At 70.4% G+C, this 16156-nt stretch carries 12 protein-coding genes; 10 read left to right on the plus strand and 2 right to left on the minus strand.

Annotated elements, in window-relative coordinates; genetic code table 11:
- Positions 1-104 precede the first annotated feature (104 nt).
- Positions 105-1160: a DrrA family ABC transporter ATP-binding protein gene (locus tag ACYVBN_RS02860; protein WP_460599201.1), complete on the plus strand. Its 1056-nt coding sequence runs from the start codon at positions 105-107 to the stop codon at positions 1158-1160.
- The gene (locus ACYVBN_RS02865; protein WP_460599202.1) at positions 1157-1972 is read left to right on the plus strand and encodes an ABC transporter permease; all 816 of its coding nucleotides are present in this window, start codon (positions 1157-1159) and stop codon (positions 1970-1972) included. Before ACYVBN_RS02860 ends, ACYVBN_RS02865 begins: the two co-directional genes overlap by 4 nt.
- On the opposite strand, the gene ACYVBN_RS02870 is transcribed toward ACYVBN_RS02865, so the two are convergent.
- The gene (locus ACYVBN_RS02870) at positions 1963-5229 is read right to left on the minus strand and encodes an ATP-binding protein (protein WP_460599203.1); all 3267 of its coding nucleotides are present in this window, start codon (positions 5227-5229) and stop codon (positions 1963-1965) included. The two genes, ACYVBN_RS02865 and ACYVBN_RS02870, sit on opposite strands and share 10 nt — an antisense overlap.
- Positions 5230-5765: 536 nt before the next feature.
- Between ACYVBN_RS02870 and ACYVBN_RS02875 the strand changes: the two genes are divergently transcribed.
- The 4 genes from ACYVBN_RS02875 to cimA all read left to right on the plus strand — a co-directional run bounded on the left by ACYVBN_RS02875 (position 5766) and on the right by cimA (position 11444).
- Positions 5766-6818 carry a 3-isopropylmalate dehydrogenase gene (locus ACYVBN_RS02875; RefSeq protein ID WP_460599204.1) on the plus strand — a complete coding sequence of 351 codons (1053 nt, stop codon included), beginning with the start codon at positions 5766-5768 and terminating at the stop codon, positions 6816-6818.
- A gap of 382 nt (positions 6819-7200) precedes the next feature.
- Positions 7201-8301 carry a branched-chain amino acid transaminase gene (locus tag ACYVBN_RS02880; protein WP_460599205.1) on the plus strand — a complete coding sequence of 367 codons (1101 nt, stop codon included), beginning with the start codon at positions 7201-7203 and terminating at the stop codon, positions 8299-8301.
- A gap of 25 nt (positions 8302-8326) precedes the next feature.
- The gene (locus ACYVBN_RS02885; RefSeq protein WP_440281333.1) at positions 8327-9145 is read left to right on the plus strand and encodes an HAD family hydrolase; all 819 of its coding nucleotides are present in this window, start codon (positions 8327-8329) and stop codon (positions 9143-9145) included.
- 649 nt (positions 9146-9794) lie between these two features.
- The gene (gene cimA / locus ACYVBN_RS02890; protein ID WP_460599206.1) at positions 9795-11444 is read left to right on the plus strand and encodes a (R)-citramalate synthase; all 1650 of its coding nucleotides are present in this window, start codon (positions 9795-9797) and stop codon (positions 11442-11444) included.
- On the opposite strand, the gene ACYVBN_RS02895 is transcribed toward cimA, so the two are convergent.
- Positions 11416-12306: a 3-methyladenine DNA glycosylase gene (locus tag ACYVBN_RS02895; RefSeq protein ID WP_460599207.1), complete on the minus strand. Its 891-nt coding sequence runs from the start codon at positions 12304-12306 to the stop codon at positions 11416-11418. The two genes, cimA and ACYVBN_RS02895, sit on opposite strands and share 29 nt — an antisense overlap.
- A gap of 93 nt (positions 12307-12399) precedes the next feature.
- Between ACYVBN_RS02895 and ACYVBN_RS02900 the strand changes: the two genes are divergently transcribed.
- From ACYVBN_RS02900 to ACYVBN_RS02915, 4 genes are all read left to right on the plus strand, one after another.
- Complete coding sequence (locus ACYVBN_RS02900) at positions 12400-13518, plus strand: SGNH/GDSL hydrolase family protein (protein ID WP_460599208.1); 1119 nt, start codon at positions 12400-12402, stop codon at positions 13516-13518.
- A gap of 27 nt (positions 13519-13545) precedes the next feature.
- A complete protein-coding gene (locus ACYVBN_RS02905; RefSeq protein ID WP_460599209.1) occupies positions 13546-14373 on the plus strand; it encodes a fumarylacetoacetate hydrolase family protein in 828 nt (275 codons plus the stop codon).
- A 99-nt stretch (positions 14374-14472) separates the two neighbouring features.
- Positions 14473-15324: a glutamate racemase gene (gene murI, locus ACYVBN_RS02910; protein WP_460599210.1), complete on the plus strand. Its 852-nt coding sequence runs from the start codon at positions 14473-14475 to the stop codon at positions 15322-15324.
- Positions 15321-16103, plus strand: coding sequence for an MBL fold metallo-hydrolase (locus ACYVBN_RS02915; protein ID WP_460599211.1), 783 nt, complete (start codon positions 15321-15323; stop codon positions 16101-16103). The genes murI and ACYVBN_RS02915 overlap by 4 nt, the downstream gene beginning before the upstream one ends.
- Positions 16104-16156 lie beyond the last annotated feature (53 nt).

A 16156-nucleotide genomic window follows, 5' to 3' on the forward strand; every position in this document is an offset into this window, starting at 1 on the left:
GTGGAGGTGCGCTGTCGCCCGCGTCTCGAACGGCGGGCGTGCGCCGTACGCCGCTGAAACCGCGCTGAAACCGGCGCGAAGCCGGCGCCGCCCACGGTGGCGTCATGAACGAAACCACGACCACTCTCGCCGTGGACGCGACCGGGCTGGTGAAGAGGTTCGGCACACTGCGCGCCGTCGACGGCATCGACCTGCACGTCCGGCCCGGCGAGGTGTATGGCGTCCTCGGTCCCAACGGAGCCGGTAAGACCACCACCCTCAGCATGCTGGCGACGCTGCTGCGGATCGATGCCGGTTCGGCGCGCATCTTCGGCGTCGACGTGCACGACGAGCCGCACAAGGTGCGCCAGCTCATCGGCCTCACCGGCCAGTATGCGTCGGTCGACGAGAAGCTCACTGCCAGAGAAAATCTCGTTCTCTTCGCGCGCATCCACGGACAGCGCAGCGGTATGGCGCGGCGTACTGCCGGGCACCTGCTGGACCGGTTCGCGCTCACCGACGCCGGCGACCGCCTGCTGGAGAAGTTCTCCGGTGGGATGCGTCGGCGGCTCGACCTGGCGGCCAGCCTCATCTCCTCCCCGCCGTTGATCTTCCTGGACGAACCGACCACCGGACTGGACCCGCGCACCCGCGGGCAGATGTGGGACACCATTCGCGATCTGGTGCGGCAGGGGTCGACGATCCTGCTGACGACGCAGTACCTCGATGAGGCCGATCAGCTCGCCGACCGCATCGCCGTGATCGACAAGGGCCGCAAGGTCGCGGAGGGCACCTCGGGGGAGCTCAAGGCGTCGGTGGGCCGGTCGACCCTGGCGGTGCGGCTGGCGGACCCGGACGACATGGACCGCGCCGGTCGCGCGGTCGCCACGGTGCTCGGCCGGCCGACGAGCCGGACGCCGGAGGCCGCGCGGCTCACGGTGCCGATGGAGCGTGCCGACGACGCGGCCGAAGCACTGGTCGCCCTGCGGCACGACGGCATCAGCGTGCAGAAGGTCACGGTGGAGGAGCCCACTCTGGACGAGGTGTTCCTGGCCCTGACCGGTGCGCCGGCCACCGACGACAGCGGCATCGGCAGCGCCGGCGACGACCGCCCGGACGACACCGGGATCGGCACCGACACGGCTGCCCCGCAGCTCGACCGCATGGAGGCCACCCGATGACCATGCTGACCGCCCACGAGGCCTCGCTGCCGGAGCTGCACGCACACGTCAGCACGGGGGAGACGCTGCGGCAGATCCTGCTGATGGCCGGCCGCGCGCTGCGCAAGATGCGGCGCAACCCCGAGCAGTTCTTCGACGTGACGCTCCAACCTCTGCTGTTCACACCGATGTTCGGCTACATCTTCGGTGGCGCGGTGGCAGGCGGCGTCTCGAAGTATCTGCCGCTGCTGATCCCGGGGATCCTGGTGCAGACCGCCCTGACGACCTGTATGGCGACCGGCGTGACGTTGCGGGAGGACATGGAGAAGGGCGTCTTCGACCGCTTCAAGTCGCTGCCGATGTCCCGGGTCGCGCCGCTGGCCGGACCGGCGCTCGCCGACACCCTCCGCTACACCATCGCCACCACCTTGACCGTCCTTGTCGGGCTGGCGATGGGCTACCGGCCCGGTGGCGGTGTCCTCGGCGTGCTGGCCGCCGGCCTGTTGGTGATCGTCGCCGCCTGGTCACTGTCCTGGGTGTTCACCTTCCTCGGCACCATCATGAAATCGGCGCAAGGGCTGCAGGGCATCTCGATGATGGTGCTCTTCCCGTTGACCTTCCTGTCCAACGCCTACGTGCCGACGTCGACGCTGCCGGGCTGGCTGCAGGGATTCGTCCAGGTCAACCCGGTGTCGCACATCGTGTCCGCGTTGCGTTCCCTGGCCAACGACGGCACGGTCGACGGTGAGGTGGGCTGGGCGTTGCTCGCCTGCGCTGCCGTGGTCGCGATCTTCGTGCCGCTCGCGGTCCGGGAGTATCGCCGTCAGCTCTGAGGCAGGCCGGCCAGCCACTCGCGCATCCGCGTGAGCAACGCGTCGCGTCCGGCGCCGGCATACAGCTCCCGACCGGAGGTGTATGCCGGCGCATCGGTCTGTATGGCGAGCGCGGTGGCCCGCTCGCGCGACATGGCCGGAGAGGTGCGCGACACCGCGAGAGCGTCGGACAGGGCGACACCCCGTGCCGCGTGAGCGCGCGCGTCGGCGGTGGTCGCGCGAGCGGCCAGGGCATAGCTCAACCCGAGCACCGCGCAACCGCAGACCGGCAGGTCCACCCGGATCACCAGTGACGCGGGCTGTGCGTTCTCGGGAATCTCGCGCAGGGACGTGATCAGTTTCGTCGCAAGGTCCGGCACGTCGTCGAGCCGGTCGTGCACCGCGTGCCGGATGAGACTGCCGGCCCGGGCCACGGTGACCCACGGTGTCGTGGTCTCCTGGCCCACGAACGGCGCCAGGTGCGAACGCTTCTCGGCGTGCTCCACCGCGGCGCGGTAGCGGCGCAGTCCGGAGTCGACCTGGCCGTTCGCCAGATCCAGTTCGGCGCGGATGGTGAGACCGGTGGTGCCCTCGCCGAAGGAGTCGTCCGCGGCTTCCAGACCGGCGGACTGCAGTTGCGCGGAGGCGCCGGCGAGATCGCCGCGGTGCAGGCGCAGCATCGCGAGGATCCCGCGCATGGAGCTGACATCGCCCTGGGCCCCGAAGCGTTCCAGCAGCGGCAGGAGGCGTTCGGCGCTGGCCTCCGCCTCGACGTATTCGCCTGCGGCCGCTGCGAGTTCGGCAACACGCGACTGGTTGACCAGGCTGCCCCAGAGGCTCTGTGTCATGGCAGGTTCCCCCAGTGCCCGCCGCGCGAGCTGCAGTGCCTCCTCGCCACGCCCGTCGTTCTCCAGGATGTGCGAGGCGAGCAGCATCGCCGTGACGCGCAGCATGGGGTCCGCCGAGTCGGCGAGTTCGAGGGCGTGTTCGGCGTCCAGCACGCTGCCGCCGACGGGGGAGCGGCCGCCGGCGTCCGTCATCAGCCGGCCGAGGGCTTCGACGATGCCGGGATCGGTGGACGGCGGCAGGCGCCGCAACAGCACGAGGGCGCGCAGGCCGCCCGGGCTGCCCACGATGTTGAGGTTGACCGCACCCAGCACCAGGGCCTGGCGGGTGATCTCCAGGTCCGCCGATCCCGGGCGGTAGTGGCTCAACACCCGGATCGCCTCCGCTGCCGGTCCTAAGACCAGTTCGTGGCGTGACTGGACCGACCAGAGTGCACCCAGCGCGCCGAAGAGTGCGGCCACCGCCGGCTCGTCCTCGGCGTCCACGGCGGTGCGCAGCGCAGCGGTGAGGTTGTCCTCCTCGGCGAGCAGGGAACGCAGCGCGGCATCCGGGTCCCGGCCGAACAGCAGCGGTCCGTGCACCCGGCCGGCCTCCGCCGCCCAGGCGGTGACGGCTCGGGCGGCGCTGTCGGTGCGTCCGGTGCGTGCCAGCTGCTCGGTGCCGAACTCCCGCACCGTCTCCAGCATCCGGAACCGCGGCCGCCCGTCACGGTCGGCCCGTCGCAGCAGCGACTGGTCGACGAGGTGCTCGACGATCGTCACCGGGTCGGCATCCGCGCCGTCGGGGCCCAGGTCATCGGCGCCGAGGTCATCGACGCCGAGGTCATCGCCGCCGTTCGGTATGGCGGCGAGCACCGCCGAGGCGGCATCCAGGTCGAAGCCGTCGGCGAATGTCGAGAGGGTCGCGAGTGCCTGCTGCTCGGGCGCGCCGAGCAACTGCCAACTCCAGTCGATGACCGCTTGCAGCGTCCGGTGGCGGTCCGGGGCGTCGCGGGCGCCGCGGTTGAGCAGCGCGAACCGGTCACCGAGGCGTTGCTCGATCTGTTCCACCGACAGCACGTTGGTGCGGGCAGCCGCCAGTTCCAAGGCCAACGGCAGCCCGTCGAGGCGGGCGCACAGGCGCCGGACGACGGCATCGGGCAGCTCGATGTCAGGGCGCACCGAGCGCGCGCGCTGGCCGAAGAGCTGGACGGCGGTGTCCGGGGTCAGCTCCGCGAGCGGATAGACCGTCTCAGAGGACAAGCCGAGCGGCGCCCGGGTGGTGGTCAGGATCCGCAGGTCGGGCAGCAGGGCCACCAAGGCGCGGACGAGTTCGACCGCGCCGTCGAGCACGTGCTCGCAGTTGTCCAGGACCAGCAGGGCCGAACCGCCGGCCAGGCTGCGGGCGATGGCCGTGGTCAGGTCGGTGGGTCCCTCGGTGGTGCGTCCGGCCCGAGTGCTGGCGCCCGTGACACCGAGCGCCGAGGCCACCTCGGCCGCGACGTCCGCGGGATCGGTGACACCGGCCAGGCCGACGAACTGCACCGAACGCTGCAGCGCTCGGCGGCATACCGCGTGCGCCAGCCGCGTCTTGCCCAGCCCGCCGGGCCCGAGCACCGAGGTCACCCGCGAGGTGGTGGTCAGTGCCGTCACGGCGGCGACATCCTGGTCGCGGCCCAGCAGCGGATTGGGCTCGTGCTCGACACCGGTGCGCAGCTGCGGACGGTCGCTGTCCAGCAGTTCACGGTGCACGGCCTGCAGGGCCGGCCCGGGATCGGTGCCGAGCGTGTCGCGCAGCCGGCGGCGGTGCCGTTCGTAGCGATCCAGCGCAGCGGCCCGCGCACCACTGGCCGCGGCCGCGCGCAACAGCGCGGCGAGCACGGTCTCGTCGTCGGCCGCCTCGTCAGCGCATGCCTCGAGTTCGTCCAGGGCCTCCCCGTGGCGGCCGAGCGACGCCAGCGCGAGACCCCGCTCGCGGTGCAGGACGGCGACCAACGGCAGTGTCTCCTGCCGCACGCGATGGACCGGGTCGTCCGTGGCGACGAGGTCCTCGCCGGCGGTCGCGGCCCCGGGCCACAGGGCCAGGCCTGCGTCGGCGTGTTCCAGTGCGGTGGCCGGGTCGCCGTCCCGCGCGGCGCGGCGGGCCGCGGTGGCCCGCAGCCGGACCGCGGTCGCGTCAATCTCGTCCTCGGCGAGGGAGAGCCGGTAGCCGGCCCGCGTGTTGGCGATCGCTGCGTGGCCGAGGGTGGACCGCGCCCGGGAGACCAGGACCTGCAGCGCCTTGTGGGGGTGTTCCGGACGCTGCCGCGGCCACAGATCGTCGATCAGCCGGGCGCTGCTGACGCCCACCCGCGGGTCGCAGCTGAGGGCGCAGAGGAGGCGGCCGATCGCGACGCTGGTGACCGGGGCACCGTCGAAACAGATCTCGGGCAGCACGACCAACCGGACACTCACCCCCGCGAGCCTAGTCGGCGTCGCGGACCGTCCGTGGGTCGATCGCAGCCATCCACATGTTGAGATATGGGTATCGGTGGGCGGACAGCGCAGCGTAGCTTTGGCGGTATGACGCGGAGCCTCTTCATCCTCATCGGCTGCCGCGGCGAGTTCTAGGTCAGCGTCTCGCCGCGGAGAACCCGCGCTGCGCTGACCACTCGCCCACCTTTTGATTTCCGCCTGGCCCGGTTCCATACGGGGGAACACCGGGACCACGCATTCTCGTAAAGGACCGCATCATGACCGAAGAACAGCTGGAAGCCCGTCGCGCCCTGCAAGAGTCCATGGACCTGAGGGACTGACGACCGCCACAGTCGTGTGGATCGGTCGGGGTCGACCCATCCGCGCACGCATCGTGTTCAGCGCTCGATGCGTTTCTCCTGAAAAGGGCCCCGGCTGCGATCCAGCCGGGGCCCTGGTGTGTCCGCGACCGAGCGTGGTGTCCGACATACAAGATTCGAATATCGAATAACGAGACGTCCACTTACGCTGGCGGTATGACGCCAGCTCCCACGCAGACCATCAATCTCGCCGTCATCGGTGGCGACGGCATCGGGCCGGAAGTCGTCGCCGAAGGGCTCAAGGTGCTCGACGCGGTGTCCGAGACCAAGGTCGATCGCACCGAGTACGACCTGGGCGCCCAGCGGTGGCACGCCACCGGCGAGACGCTGCCGGACGGCGTGCTGGCCGAGTTGCGCGGCCACGACGCGATCCTGCTGGGTGCCATCGGCGACCCGTCCGTGCCGAGTGGGGTGCTGGAGCGGAACCTGTTGCTCCGACTGCGTTTCGAGTTGGACCACTACATCAATCTGCGACCTGCCAAGCTCTTCCCGGGCACGTCCTCGCCGCTGGACGTGCAGAAGGTGGCACCCGAGGGCATCGACTTCGTCGTGGTGCGCGAAGGCACCGAGGGCCCCTACACCGGCAACGGCGGTGCGCTGCGCGTCGGCACACCGCACGAACTGGCGACCGAGGTCAGCGTCAACACGCGGTTCGGTGCCGAGCGTGCGGTGCGTGACGCCTTCGCGCGCGCCCAGGCGCGTGACCGCAAGAAGCTCACGCTGGTCCACAAGCACAACGTGCTGACCCACGCCGGCCACCTGTGGCGCCGGACCGTCGAGGAGGTCGGTGCGGAGTTCCCCGACGTGACCACCGATTACGCGCACGTGGACGCGGCCACCATCTACCTGACGACCGATCCCGGCCGGTTCGACGTGATCGTCACCGACAACCTCTTCGGCGATATCATCACCGACCTCGCCGCCGCGGTGACCGGCGGCATCGGGCTCGCCGCGTCCGGCAACATCAACCCGGACCGCACCGCCCCGAGCATGTTCGAGCCGGTGCACGGTTCTGCGCCGGACATCGCGGGCAAGGGGATCGCCGACCCGACCGCGGCGATCCTGTCCGTCGGTCTGCTGCTGGCCCACCTCGGCCACGACGCGGCCGCGCAACGGGTGCAGGATGCCGTCACGGCGGACCTGGCAGCGCGCGGCACCGCACAGCGCTCCACCAGTGAGGTCGGCGACGCCATCGCGGCGCGGCTCTGACGCCAGTCGGTAGGAGGCGGCCCGCCTCGGCCGACCTGTCCACTTTCGGCGACCGTTGCCGGTTGTGCACGCCGGAAGTGCGCCGACCCGTCCACTTTCGGCGACCGTTGCCGGTTGTGCACGCCGGAAGTGCGCCGACCCGTCCACTTTCGGCGACCGTTGCCGGTTGTGCACGGCGAACTCGCCGGCGTGCGTGATGTTCCGGCGACCGTTGCCGATTGTGCACGGGAAACCTGCCCGGACGGGCCGACGGATCGGTCGAGCGGGAAGCTGCCTCGTCGGCATGTGGCCCACGTCACCGCCCGCCGCTGCGCGGCCGGTGGCGTGGGCCTACGCTATTGCTTGGAAGTCCAACCAAACTGAAAGTCACCCGGAGGAAGTCATGGGACTGGAGTTCACGGTCACCGAGCGGACCGACCGCGCGAGCGAAGCAGACCGTGCCAAGGTCCTGGCCGACCCGGGCTTCGGCAACTACTTCACCGACCACATGGTCCGCATCGAGTGGGACGCCGAGAGCGGTTGGCACGACGCGAGCGTCGCGGCATACGGCCCGTTCCAGTTGGACCCGGCAGCGGCCGTCCTGCACTACGCGCAGGAGATCTTCGAGGGCATGAAGGCCTACCGGCACGCCGACGGCTCGGTGTGGACCTTCCGCCCGGAGGCGAACGCCGCTCGATTCGCCCGCAGTGCAACACGGTTGGCGCTCCCGGTGCTGCCCGAGGAAGACTTCGTCCAGTCACTGAAGGAGCTCGTCGCGGTCGACAAGGCGTGGGTGCCCGAGGCCGGCGACGGCGGCGAGGCCTCGCTCTACCTGCGACCGTTCATGTTCGCGTCCGAGGCGTTCCTCGGTGTGCGTCCCGCCCGGAAGGTCACCTATTCGGTGATCGCCTCGCCCGCCGGCGCCTACTTCGGTGGCGACGGCGTCAAGCCGGTCAACCTGTGGATCTCCACCGACTACGCGCGCGCGGGCGAGGGCGGCACCGGCGGTGCCAAGTGCGGCGGCAACTATGCGTCCTCGCTCGCCGGACAGCTGGAAGGCATCGCCGCCGGCTGTGACCAGGCGGTCTTCCTGGACTCCTCGACGCACACCTACATCGAAGAGCTGGGCGGCATGAACCTCTTCCTCGTCTACAAGGACGGACGCATCGTCACGCCGGAACTCACCGGCACGATCCTCGAAGGCGTCACCCGCAGCTCGATCCTCGAGCTGGCCAAGGACCTCGGCCTGTCGCCGGAGGAGCGCCGCATCCCGATCCAGGAGTGGAAGGACGCCGCAGCCGCCGGCGAACTCGCCGAGGTGTTCGCCTGCGGCACCGCCGCGGTCGTGACGCCCGTCGGCGACCTGCGCTGGGACGGCGGCTCCTGCGACCACCGGCGCGAGGGTCACGTCGACGAGGTCGCCGGCAAGATCCGCTCGACCCTGCTGGACATCCAGTACGGCCGTGTCGAGGACACTCACGGCTGGCTCACCCGACTGGCCTGAGCCGCAACGCCGTTCGCACTGCCCCGTGACGCGCCCCCGCCTGGTCGCCAGCGACCTCGACGGCACCCTGCTGCGCCCGGATGCGACCGTATCGCCTCGAACTGCTGCGGCGTGGTCGCGTCTGCCTGAGCTGGGCATTGCGTCGGTCGTGGTGACGGCCCGGCCACCTCGGTGGCTGCACGCGCTCGAAGCCGTCGTCGGAGAGCACGGCGTCGCGATCTGCGCCAACGGCGCGTTCGTGTATGACGTGCCGGGCCGGGCCGTCCGCCAGGCCCATGCGATCGAGCACGAACAGGTGCGTCAGATCGCCGCGCTGTTGCGCGAACACGTCCCGGGTGTCGGTTTCCTGGCGGAACTGGCGACAGGAGTACAGGTCGAGCCCGACTATCCCGGGCTGGACGTCGAGTGGACGCCCGGCGAGGGCAACGAGTGGTTCCCGGACGGTACGGTGCGTGCCCCGCTCGAAGAGCTTGCACCCGACGCGGTCGTCGGCAAGCTGCTCGCCCGGCGCGAGGCGCTGGACGACGAACGCTTCGTCGAGGCCGTCGCCGACGTGCTGGGGGACCGGGCCGTCGTCGTCCAGTCGCACTACGGCGGGCCGGCCGAGATCTCGGCCCCGGGTGTCACCAAGGCCAGCGGTCTGCAGCGCTGGTGCGACGAGCTCGGGATCGACGCGACACAGGTGTGGGCGTTCGGGGACATGCCGAACGACCTGCCGATGTTGCGCTGGGCCGGCACGTCATACGCGATGGCCAACGGGCACCCGGAGGTGCTCGCCGCCGCGGACGAGGTGTGCCAGAGCAACGCCGACGACGGCGTGGCCCAAGTGCTGGAAACGCTGTAAGGACAGCCTTTTCGACGGCCGGTCGAGCGGCGCAGCGCTGTGCCGGGTCCCAGCGCCGTACCGAAGTCTCCCCAGGGTGGGGTTCGGTACGGATCTGGCCCGTTTCTTGTACCGAAGTCTCCCCAGGGTCGGGTTCGGCACGGATCCGGCCGGTCTCCTGTACCGAAGTCTCCCCAGGGTCGGGAAGGGTCCGGGTATGCCGCCGTGGCCTGTACCGAAGTCTCCCCAGGGTCGGGTTCGGCACGGATCCGGCCGGTCTCCTGTACCGAAGTCTCCCCAGGGTCGGGTTCGGCACGGATCCGGCCGGTCTCCTGTACCGAAGTCTCCCCAGGGTCGGGTTCGGTACGCGCGCCCGGCACGCCGCGCCGCCGCCCCCTCAACGCCATCCCGTATGACGAGACGCCGGTGTCATGCCTCGGACGATCGGTGGCAAGCTGTGCACGTGGCACTTCGAGTGACCGCGGTTACCCCCGCATCGGTCATTATCAGCTAGCGCGTCGGACCCGGTCCGACGCGCAACCTCCCGTTACCCCGGGAGGTTTTTTCGTGTCCGGCCCCATCACGGACGGCGCGAGCGAAGGACCGGCCCGGCGTGGCCACCGGAACACCGACGACCCGCTGCACAGCACCGCCTCGAAAGGCGCACCGCATGAACGAACACCCCGCGAAGTTTCTCCCCCGCTTCGCTCCGCCGAATACTTCGCGGGGGCCCCGTAGCGAGTTCCACGTCTACGACACCACCCTGCGCGACGGCGCGCAGCAGGAGGGCCTGAACCTGTCGGTGACCGACAAGCTCGCGATCGCCGCCTACCTGGACGAACTGGGCGTGGGTTTCATCGAGGGTGGGTGGCCCGGCGCCAACCCCAAGGACACCGAGTTCTTCGCCCGGGCCCGCACCGAGCTGCAGCTGCAGAACGCCACCTTGGCCGCGTTCGGCTCGACCCGCCGCGCCCACACGGTCGCCGCGGACGACCCGCAAGTCCGCGCCCTGCTGGACGCGCACACCGACGTCATCACCCTGGTCGCCAAGTCACACTCCCGGCACGTCCGGGAGGCATTGCGCACCACGCCGCAGGAGAACCTCGCGATGATCGAGGACACCGTCAGTTTCCTGACCCGGGAAGGGCGTTCGGTCTTCCTGGACGCCGAGCACTTCTTCGACGGCTACCGCACGGACCCGGCATACGCCCTGGAGGTCGTCCGCACCGCGGCAACCGCCGGTGCGCAGGTCATCGCCCTGTGTGACACCAACGGCGGCATGCTCCCGCCACAGGTGACCGACGTCGTGGGCGAGGTGCTGGCCGGCACCCAGGCCCGGCTGGGCATCCACTGTCACAACGACACCGGGTGCGCCGTGGCCAACTCACTGGCCGCCGTCGCGGCCGGCGCCGACCACGTGCAGGGCACCATCAACGGGTATGGCGAACGCACCGGCAACGCCGATCTGGTGACGGTGGTCAGCAACCTGCAGTTGAAGCTGGACCGTGAGGTCGTCGCACCGGACCGGCTGCGCCGCGCACTACACCTCAGCCACGCCATCAGCGAGGTCACCAACGTCGTGCCCTACGGTCGCCAGCCGTATGTCGGCGCCAGCGCGTTCGCACACAAGGCCGGCCTGCACGCCTCCGCGCTCAAAGTGGACCCCGACCTCTACCAGCACACCGACCCGGCGCTGGTCGGCAACTCCATGCGCACGCTGGTCTCGGACATGGCCGGCCGCGCCAGCATCGAGCTCAAGGCCAAGGAGCTCGGCTACGACCTCACGCACGACCCGGACCTGGCCGCCCGCACCGTCAAGCGGGTCAAGGAGCTGGAGCAACAGGGATGGACCTTCGACGCCGCGGACGCGTCGTTCGAGCTGTTGTTGCGCCAGGAGGTCACCGGCGAGCCGCTCCGCTACTTCGACACCGAGTCGTGGCGCGTGATCATGGACTCCTCGAGCGCGAACGGGCCGTCCCTGTCGGAGGCCACCGTCAAGTTGCACGCGGCCGGTCGCCGCGTCGTGGCCACCGGTGAGGGCAACGGTCCGGTCAACGCCCTCGACCACGCGCTGCGCGAGGCGCTCGCCGATGCCTATCCCGAGCTGGCGGCGTTCGAGCTGATCGACTTCCGGGTGCGCATCCTGGACGCCTCGCACGGCACCGACGCGACCACCCGGGTGCTGATCGAGACCAGCGACGAGCAGGGCAGCTGGCAGACCCTCGGTGTCGCCCCCAACATCGTGCACGCCAGCTGGGTCGCCCTGGTCGACTCCTTCACCTACGGGCTGCTCAAGCGGGGGGTCGACCCGCGCCGGTGAGCGCCGCCGCGTCCTCCACCTGCTCGCACACCGTGTGCAGACGGGTCCGCAGGCGCTGTCCGCGGTCGGCGAATTCCCTTTGCCGACGGACATATTCGGCTTTGCCCTCCGGTGTCTCGATCGGCACGGGCCGATAGCCCAGCTCGGACAGGTCGTATGGCGAGGCCTGCATGTCCAGGGTCCGGATGTCACGAGCCAGTTCGAAACAGTCGAGCACCAGATCGCCCGGCACGGCCGGTGACAGCTTGTACGCCCACTTGTAGAGATCCATGCCGACGTGCAGGCAACCCGGCTGCTCCAGCGCGAGCTGTTGTTCGCGGGTGGGTTGCAGGGTGTTGTGCGGCCGGGCCTCGTCGGTGAAGAACCGGAACGCGTCGTAGTGCGAGCACCGCACCGTATGGCGCTCGACGACCTCGTCGGTGCCCGCGTTGCCCAGCCGCAGCGGCCAGTCCTCGTGCCGTATGTCGCCGGACCGGTAGACCATCGCCCACTCGTGCAGCCCGAAGCAGCCGAGCGTGGCCGGCCGGCCGGCGGTGGCGGCCAGCAACGAGCGCACGAACCGCAGCGTCGCTCCGCGCTTGGCGACAAAGAGGGACGCGTCCAGGGAGGTGACGCCGTCGACCTCGCGGTAGAAGCCGGCGCCGGCATGGTCCGGTGCGTCGTGCAGTCCGACTCCGACACCGGGGTGCCAGCGCCGCAACCGGCTCGGACGGTGGGAGTAATAGGTGAAGAGGAAGTCCTCGACCGGGTGCACCCGACCGCCTCGGCGACGTTGCCGATGACCGGCGGTCAACTCGTCCGCCCGGCGTTCGTGCGCCGCCGCGAGCGGCGCCCAGGCGGCATACGACAGGCAGGTGGACATTCGGCCGATCCTATCTTCGGCGAAGTCGGCGGCCCCGGGCCGCTCGGCTGACTAGAGTGAGCCTGCTCAGTCACCGGGTCCGAGGAGCCACACATGCGCCGCCAGTTCTCCGTCGCCGCAGCCGTCGCGGTGGCCGCCGCGGGCGCCTTGCTGCCGATCGCGGCAGCAGATGCCACCGCACGCCCCGCCACCGCCGTCCGTGCCGCAGCGACGACCACCCCGCCGTGGTACCTCGCGCTCGGCGACTCCCTGGCGGCCGGTTATCAGCCCGGCGCGGGCGACGACAAGACCGGCGGGTATGTCGGAGGGGTGCTGGCACACCTGAAGCAGACCGAGCCCGGCGTGCAACTGGAGAATCTCGCGTGCTCCGGTGAGACCACGATCACCATGCTGAACGGCGGCAGATGCCGCTACCCCGAAGGCAATCAGGTCGACGCAGCCGTCGCCTTCCTCAAGGCCCACCCGCACATCAGCCTGGTGACACTCGACATCGGCGCCAACGACGTGCAGACCTGTGCGACCCAGACCGGCATCGACCTGAAATGCGTCACGCAGGGCATGCAGGACATCACGAAGAATCTGCCGAACATCATGGCCAAGCTGCGTGCCGCCGCACCGCACGCCCGGATCGTGGTGGCCAACTACTACAACCCGTTCCTCGCGGCATGGCTGCTCGGAAACGACGGGCAGACCCTGGCCAAGGCGTCGGTGACGTTGCAGGAGCAGCTGAACGGCATCATCGACGCCGCGGGCAAGGCCGTCGGAGCGCCGAGGGCCGACGTGGCGACCACCTTCTCCAGCACCGACTTCACCGACCTGGTGGAGGTCAAGCCGTATGGCGAGCTGCCGCTCAACGTCGCGCGGATCTGTGAGTGGACCTGGATGTGCTCCCAGCAGAACATCCACGCCAACGACGCCGGCTACGCCGCGATGGCCACGTCCGTCATCGCCGCGATCCCCGCGGCGCCTCCGACGACTCCGACCTCTCCTGCGACGTCGCCGTCCAGCCCGACTTCGCCACCACAGTCCACGACGACCGGCACGGCGACGACCGGCACGGTCACGTCGACAACCACCGGTCCGCCGATCATCACCGACGGCGGGACGGGCGCCAGCAACGACGCGGTGCTGATCGGTGCCGGTGTCGCGGCGGTCGGCGCAGCGGCGGTGGCCGGTGGCGCCTTCGCCCGCACGCGACGTCGGCGCGACTGACGTCCGGCGCCCCCGTAGGCTGGGCCGGTGCGCATCGCGAGATACACCACTGGTGAGGACCCGACCTTCGGACTGGTCGACGGTGCCGGCGAGAAGATCGCCGAGATCTCCGGGGACCCCCTCTACACCAAGATCCAGCTAACCGGCGTCACCACGACCGTCGACGAGGTGCGCCTGCTGTCGCCGGTCATCCCGCGCTCGAAGGTGATCGGCATCGGCCGCAACTACGCCGAGCACGCGGCCGAACTCGGCCACGACGTGCCCGAGCAGCCGCTGATGTTCCTGGTGCCCAACACCGCCGTCGTCGGCCCGGGCGACCCCGTGGTGATGCCCCCGCAGTCGCAGCGGGTGGACTACGAGGGCGAGCTGGCGGTCGTCATCGGCCGGATGTGCAAGGACATCGAGCCGGACGAGGCACGGTCGGTGATCTTCGGCTACACCTGCGCCAACGACGTCACCGCCCGTGACCTGCAGCAGACCGACAAGCAATGGGCGCGGGCCAAGGGCTTCGACACCTTCTGCCCGCTCGGGCCGTGGATCGAGACCGACCTCGACCCGACCCGGCAGCGGGTGGTCACCCGGCTGGACGGCGTGGCCGTGCAGGACGGCACGACCGCCGACATGATCTTCGACGTCGCGTCTTTGGTCTCCTACGCCTCCAAGGCGTTCACCCTGCTGCCCGGCGACGTCATTCTCACGGGGACTCCCGAAGGGGTCGGCCCGGTGCAGCCGGGGCAGCGGGTCTCGGTGGAGATCGCCGACATCGGTGTCCTGGACAATCCGTTCGTGCGGCACGAACCTCACGACGAAGCGGATGACGCCGCCGGCAACGGGGACGCCGCACCCGCGGTGTGACGCGTCCGACGCTGCATCCGGTCGAAGCGACTCGTGCGAGACCTTAGGCTGGAATTCGTGCCTGCTCCGCCGACCCGACCGTCATCGCCGGGTGGACCCGTGCCCGCAGCGGCCTGTGCCGCCGAGGCGCCGATCGGCATCTTCGACAGCGGGTACGGCGGACTGACCGTCGCCCGCGCCGTGCTCGATCAGCTGCCACACGAATCCATCGCCTACCTCGGTGACACCGCGCACGCGCCCTACGGGCCGCGTCCGATCGGCGAGGTGCGGGCGCTCGCGCTCGACTGCCTCGACCGGTTGGTCGACCACGGCGTCAAGGCCCTGGTGATCGCCTGCAACACCGCCTCGGCCGCGGTGCTGCACGACGCGCGGGAGCGGTATGACGTGCCGCTCGTCGAGGTGATCCGCCCGGCCGTGCGCCGCGCGGTGCGCGCCACCACCCACGGCAGGGTCGGGGTGATCTCGACCCGGGGCACGCATCAGTCGCGCGCCTACCCGGACGCGTTCGCGGCCGCACCGGACCTCTATGTCAGGAGCGTCCCGTGCCCGCGGTTCGTGGAGTTCGTCGAGGCGGGCGTCACCGGCGGGCCGGAGCTGCTGGAGTGCGCACGCTCCTACCTGGAGCCGTTGAAGCAGGACGACGTCGACACCCTGGTGCTCGGCTGCACCCACTACCCGCTGCTGACCGGGGTGATCTCCTACGTGATGGGCGACGGGGTGACGTTGGTGTCCTCGGCCGAGGAGACCGCCAAGGATCTCTACCGGGTGCTCGCCGACACCGGCCTGTTGCGGCCGGACACCGCCGGTGCGCCCGGACACTCGTTCACCACCACCGGCGATCCGGACGAGTTCCGCCGGTTGGCAAGGCGATTCCTCGGGCTCGGTCCAGAGTTCGATCACGTTTTCACCGGCAACTTCCGTCGCGGTGTGAAAGTAGAGGAAGTCTCATGAAGCTGACCGTCGTGGGCTGCGCCGGCTCGTACGCCGGCCCGGATTCGCCCGCCTCCTGCTACCTGGTGCAGGCCGAGCGCGACGGTCGCACCTGGAACCTGCTGCTCGATCTGGGCAATGGCGCGCTCGGCACCCTGCAGCGTTTCATCGACCCGCTGTCGATCGACGCGATCGTGCTGTCGCACCTGCACCCGGACCACTGCGCCGACCTGTCCGGGCTGCACGTGGTGCTGCGCTATCACCCCACGCAGCCACAGTCGGTCACCGTCCCCGTCTGGGGGCCCAAGGGGACCGGGTTGCGCGTGGCCCGCGCCGCCGGTGTCACCGACGACGAGGCGAACGACCCCGCGCTGCTGGAGCCCGAGTACGACTTCCGCGATCTCACCGACCGCGGGGCGTTCACCGTGGGCCCGTTCACGGTCACCGCCGTGCGGGTCAACCACCCGGTCGAGGCCTACGGGCTGCGCGTCGAGGCAGACGGCACGGTGCTGGCCTACACCGGTGACACCGACAGCACCCCGGCGCTCGGCCCATTGCTGACCGGCGCGGACCTGGCGTTGACCGACGCCGCGTTCTGCGACGACCGCGACGACGCCGAGGGCATCCATCTGTCCGGCCGTCGCGCGGCCGAGGCCGCCGTCGCCGCCGGTGGCGTGCAGCGGCTGATGCTCACCCACATCCCGGCCTGGAACGACCCCGAGGTATGTCGCAAGCAGGCCGCCGGGGTCTGGCCCGGGGACGTCGAGGTCGCCGAGCCGTTCGCGTCATACCAGATCTGAGCGACTCCCGGCCCGTCAGGCGCTCCGGCGGGCGTCGGTGATTCCCGTGGCGT

The organism is Flexivirga lutea (genome assembly GCF_054778955.1).

Coding starts and splice junctions, on each gene's coding strand:
- ACYVBN_RS02860 (WP_460599201.1), top strand. CDS start 105: ATGAACGAAACCACGACCACTCTCGCCGTGGACGCGACCGGGCTGGTG.
- ACYVBN_RS02865 (WP_460599202.1), top strand. CDS start 1,157: ATGACCATGCTGACCGCCCACGAGGCCTCGCTGCCGGAGCTGCACGCA.
- ACYVBN_RS02875 (WP_460599204.1), top strand. CDS start 5,766: ATGACGCCAGCTCCCACGCAGACCATCAATCTCGCCGTCATCGGTGGC.
- ACYVBN_RS02880 (WP_460599205.1), top strand. CDS start 7,201: ATGGGACTGGAGTTCACGGTCACCGAGCGGACCGACCGCGCGAGCGAA.
- cimA (WP_460599206.1), top strand. CDS start 9,795: ATGAACGAACACCCCGCGAAGTTTCTCCCCCGCTTCGCTCCGCCGAAT.
- ACYVBN_RS02895 (WP_460599207.1), bottom strand. CDS start 12,306: ATGTCCACCTGCCTGTCGTATGCCGCCTGGGCGCCGCTCGCGGCGGCG.
- ACYVBN_RS02900 (WP_460599208.1), top strand. CDS start 12,400: ATGCGCCGCCAGTTCTCCGTCGCCGCAGCCGTCGCGGTGGCCGCCGCG.
- ACYVBN_RS02915 (WP_460599211.1), top strand. CDS start 15,321: ATGAAGCTGACCGTCGTGGGCTGCGCCGGCTCGTACGCCGGCCCGGAT.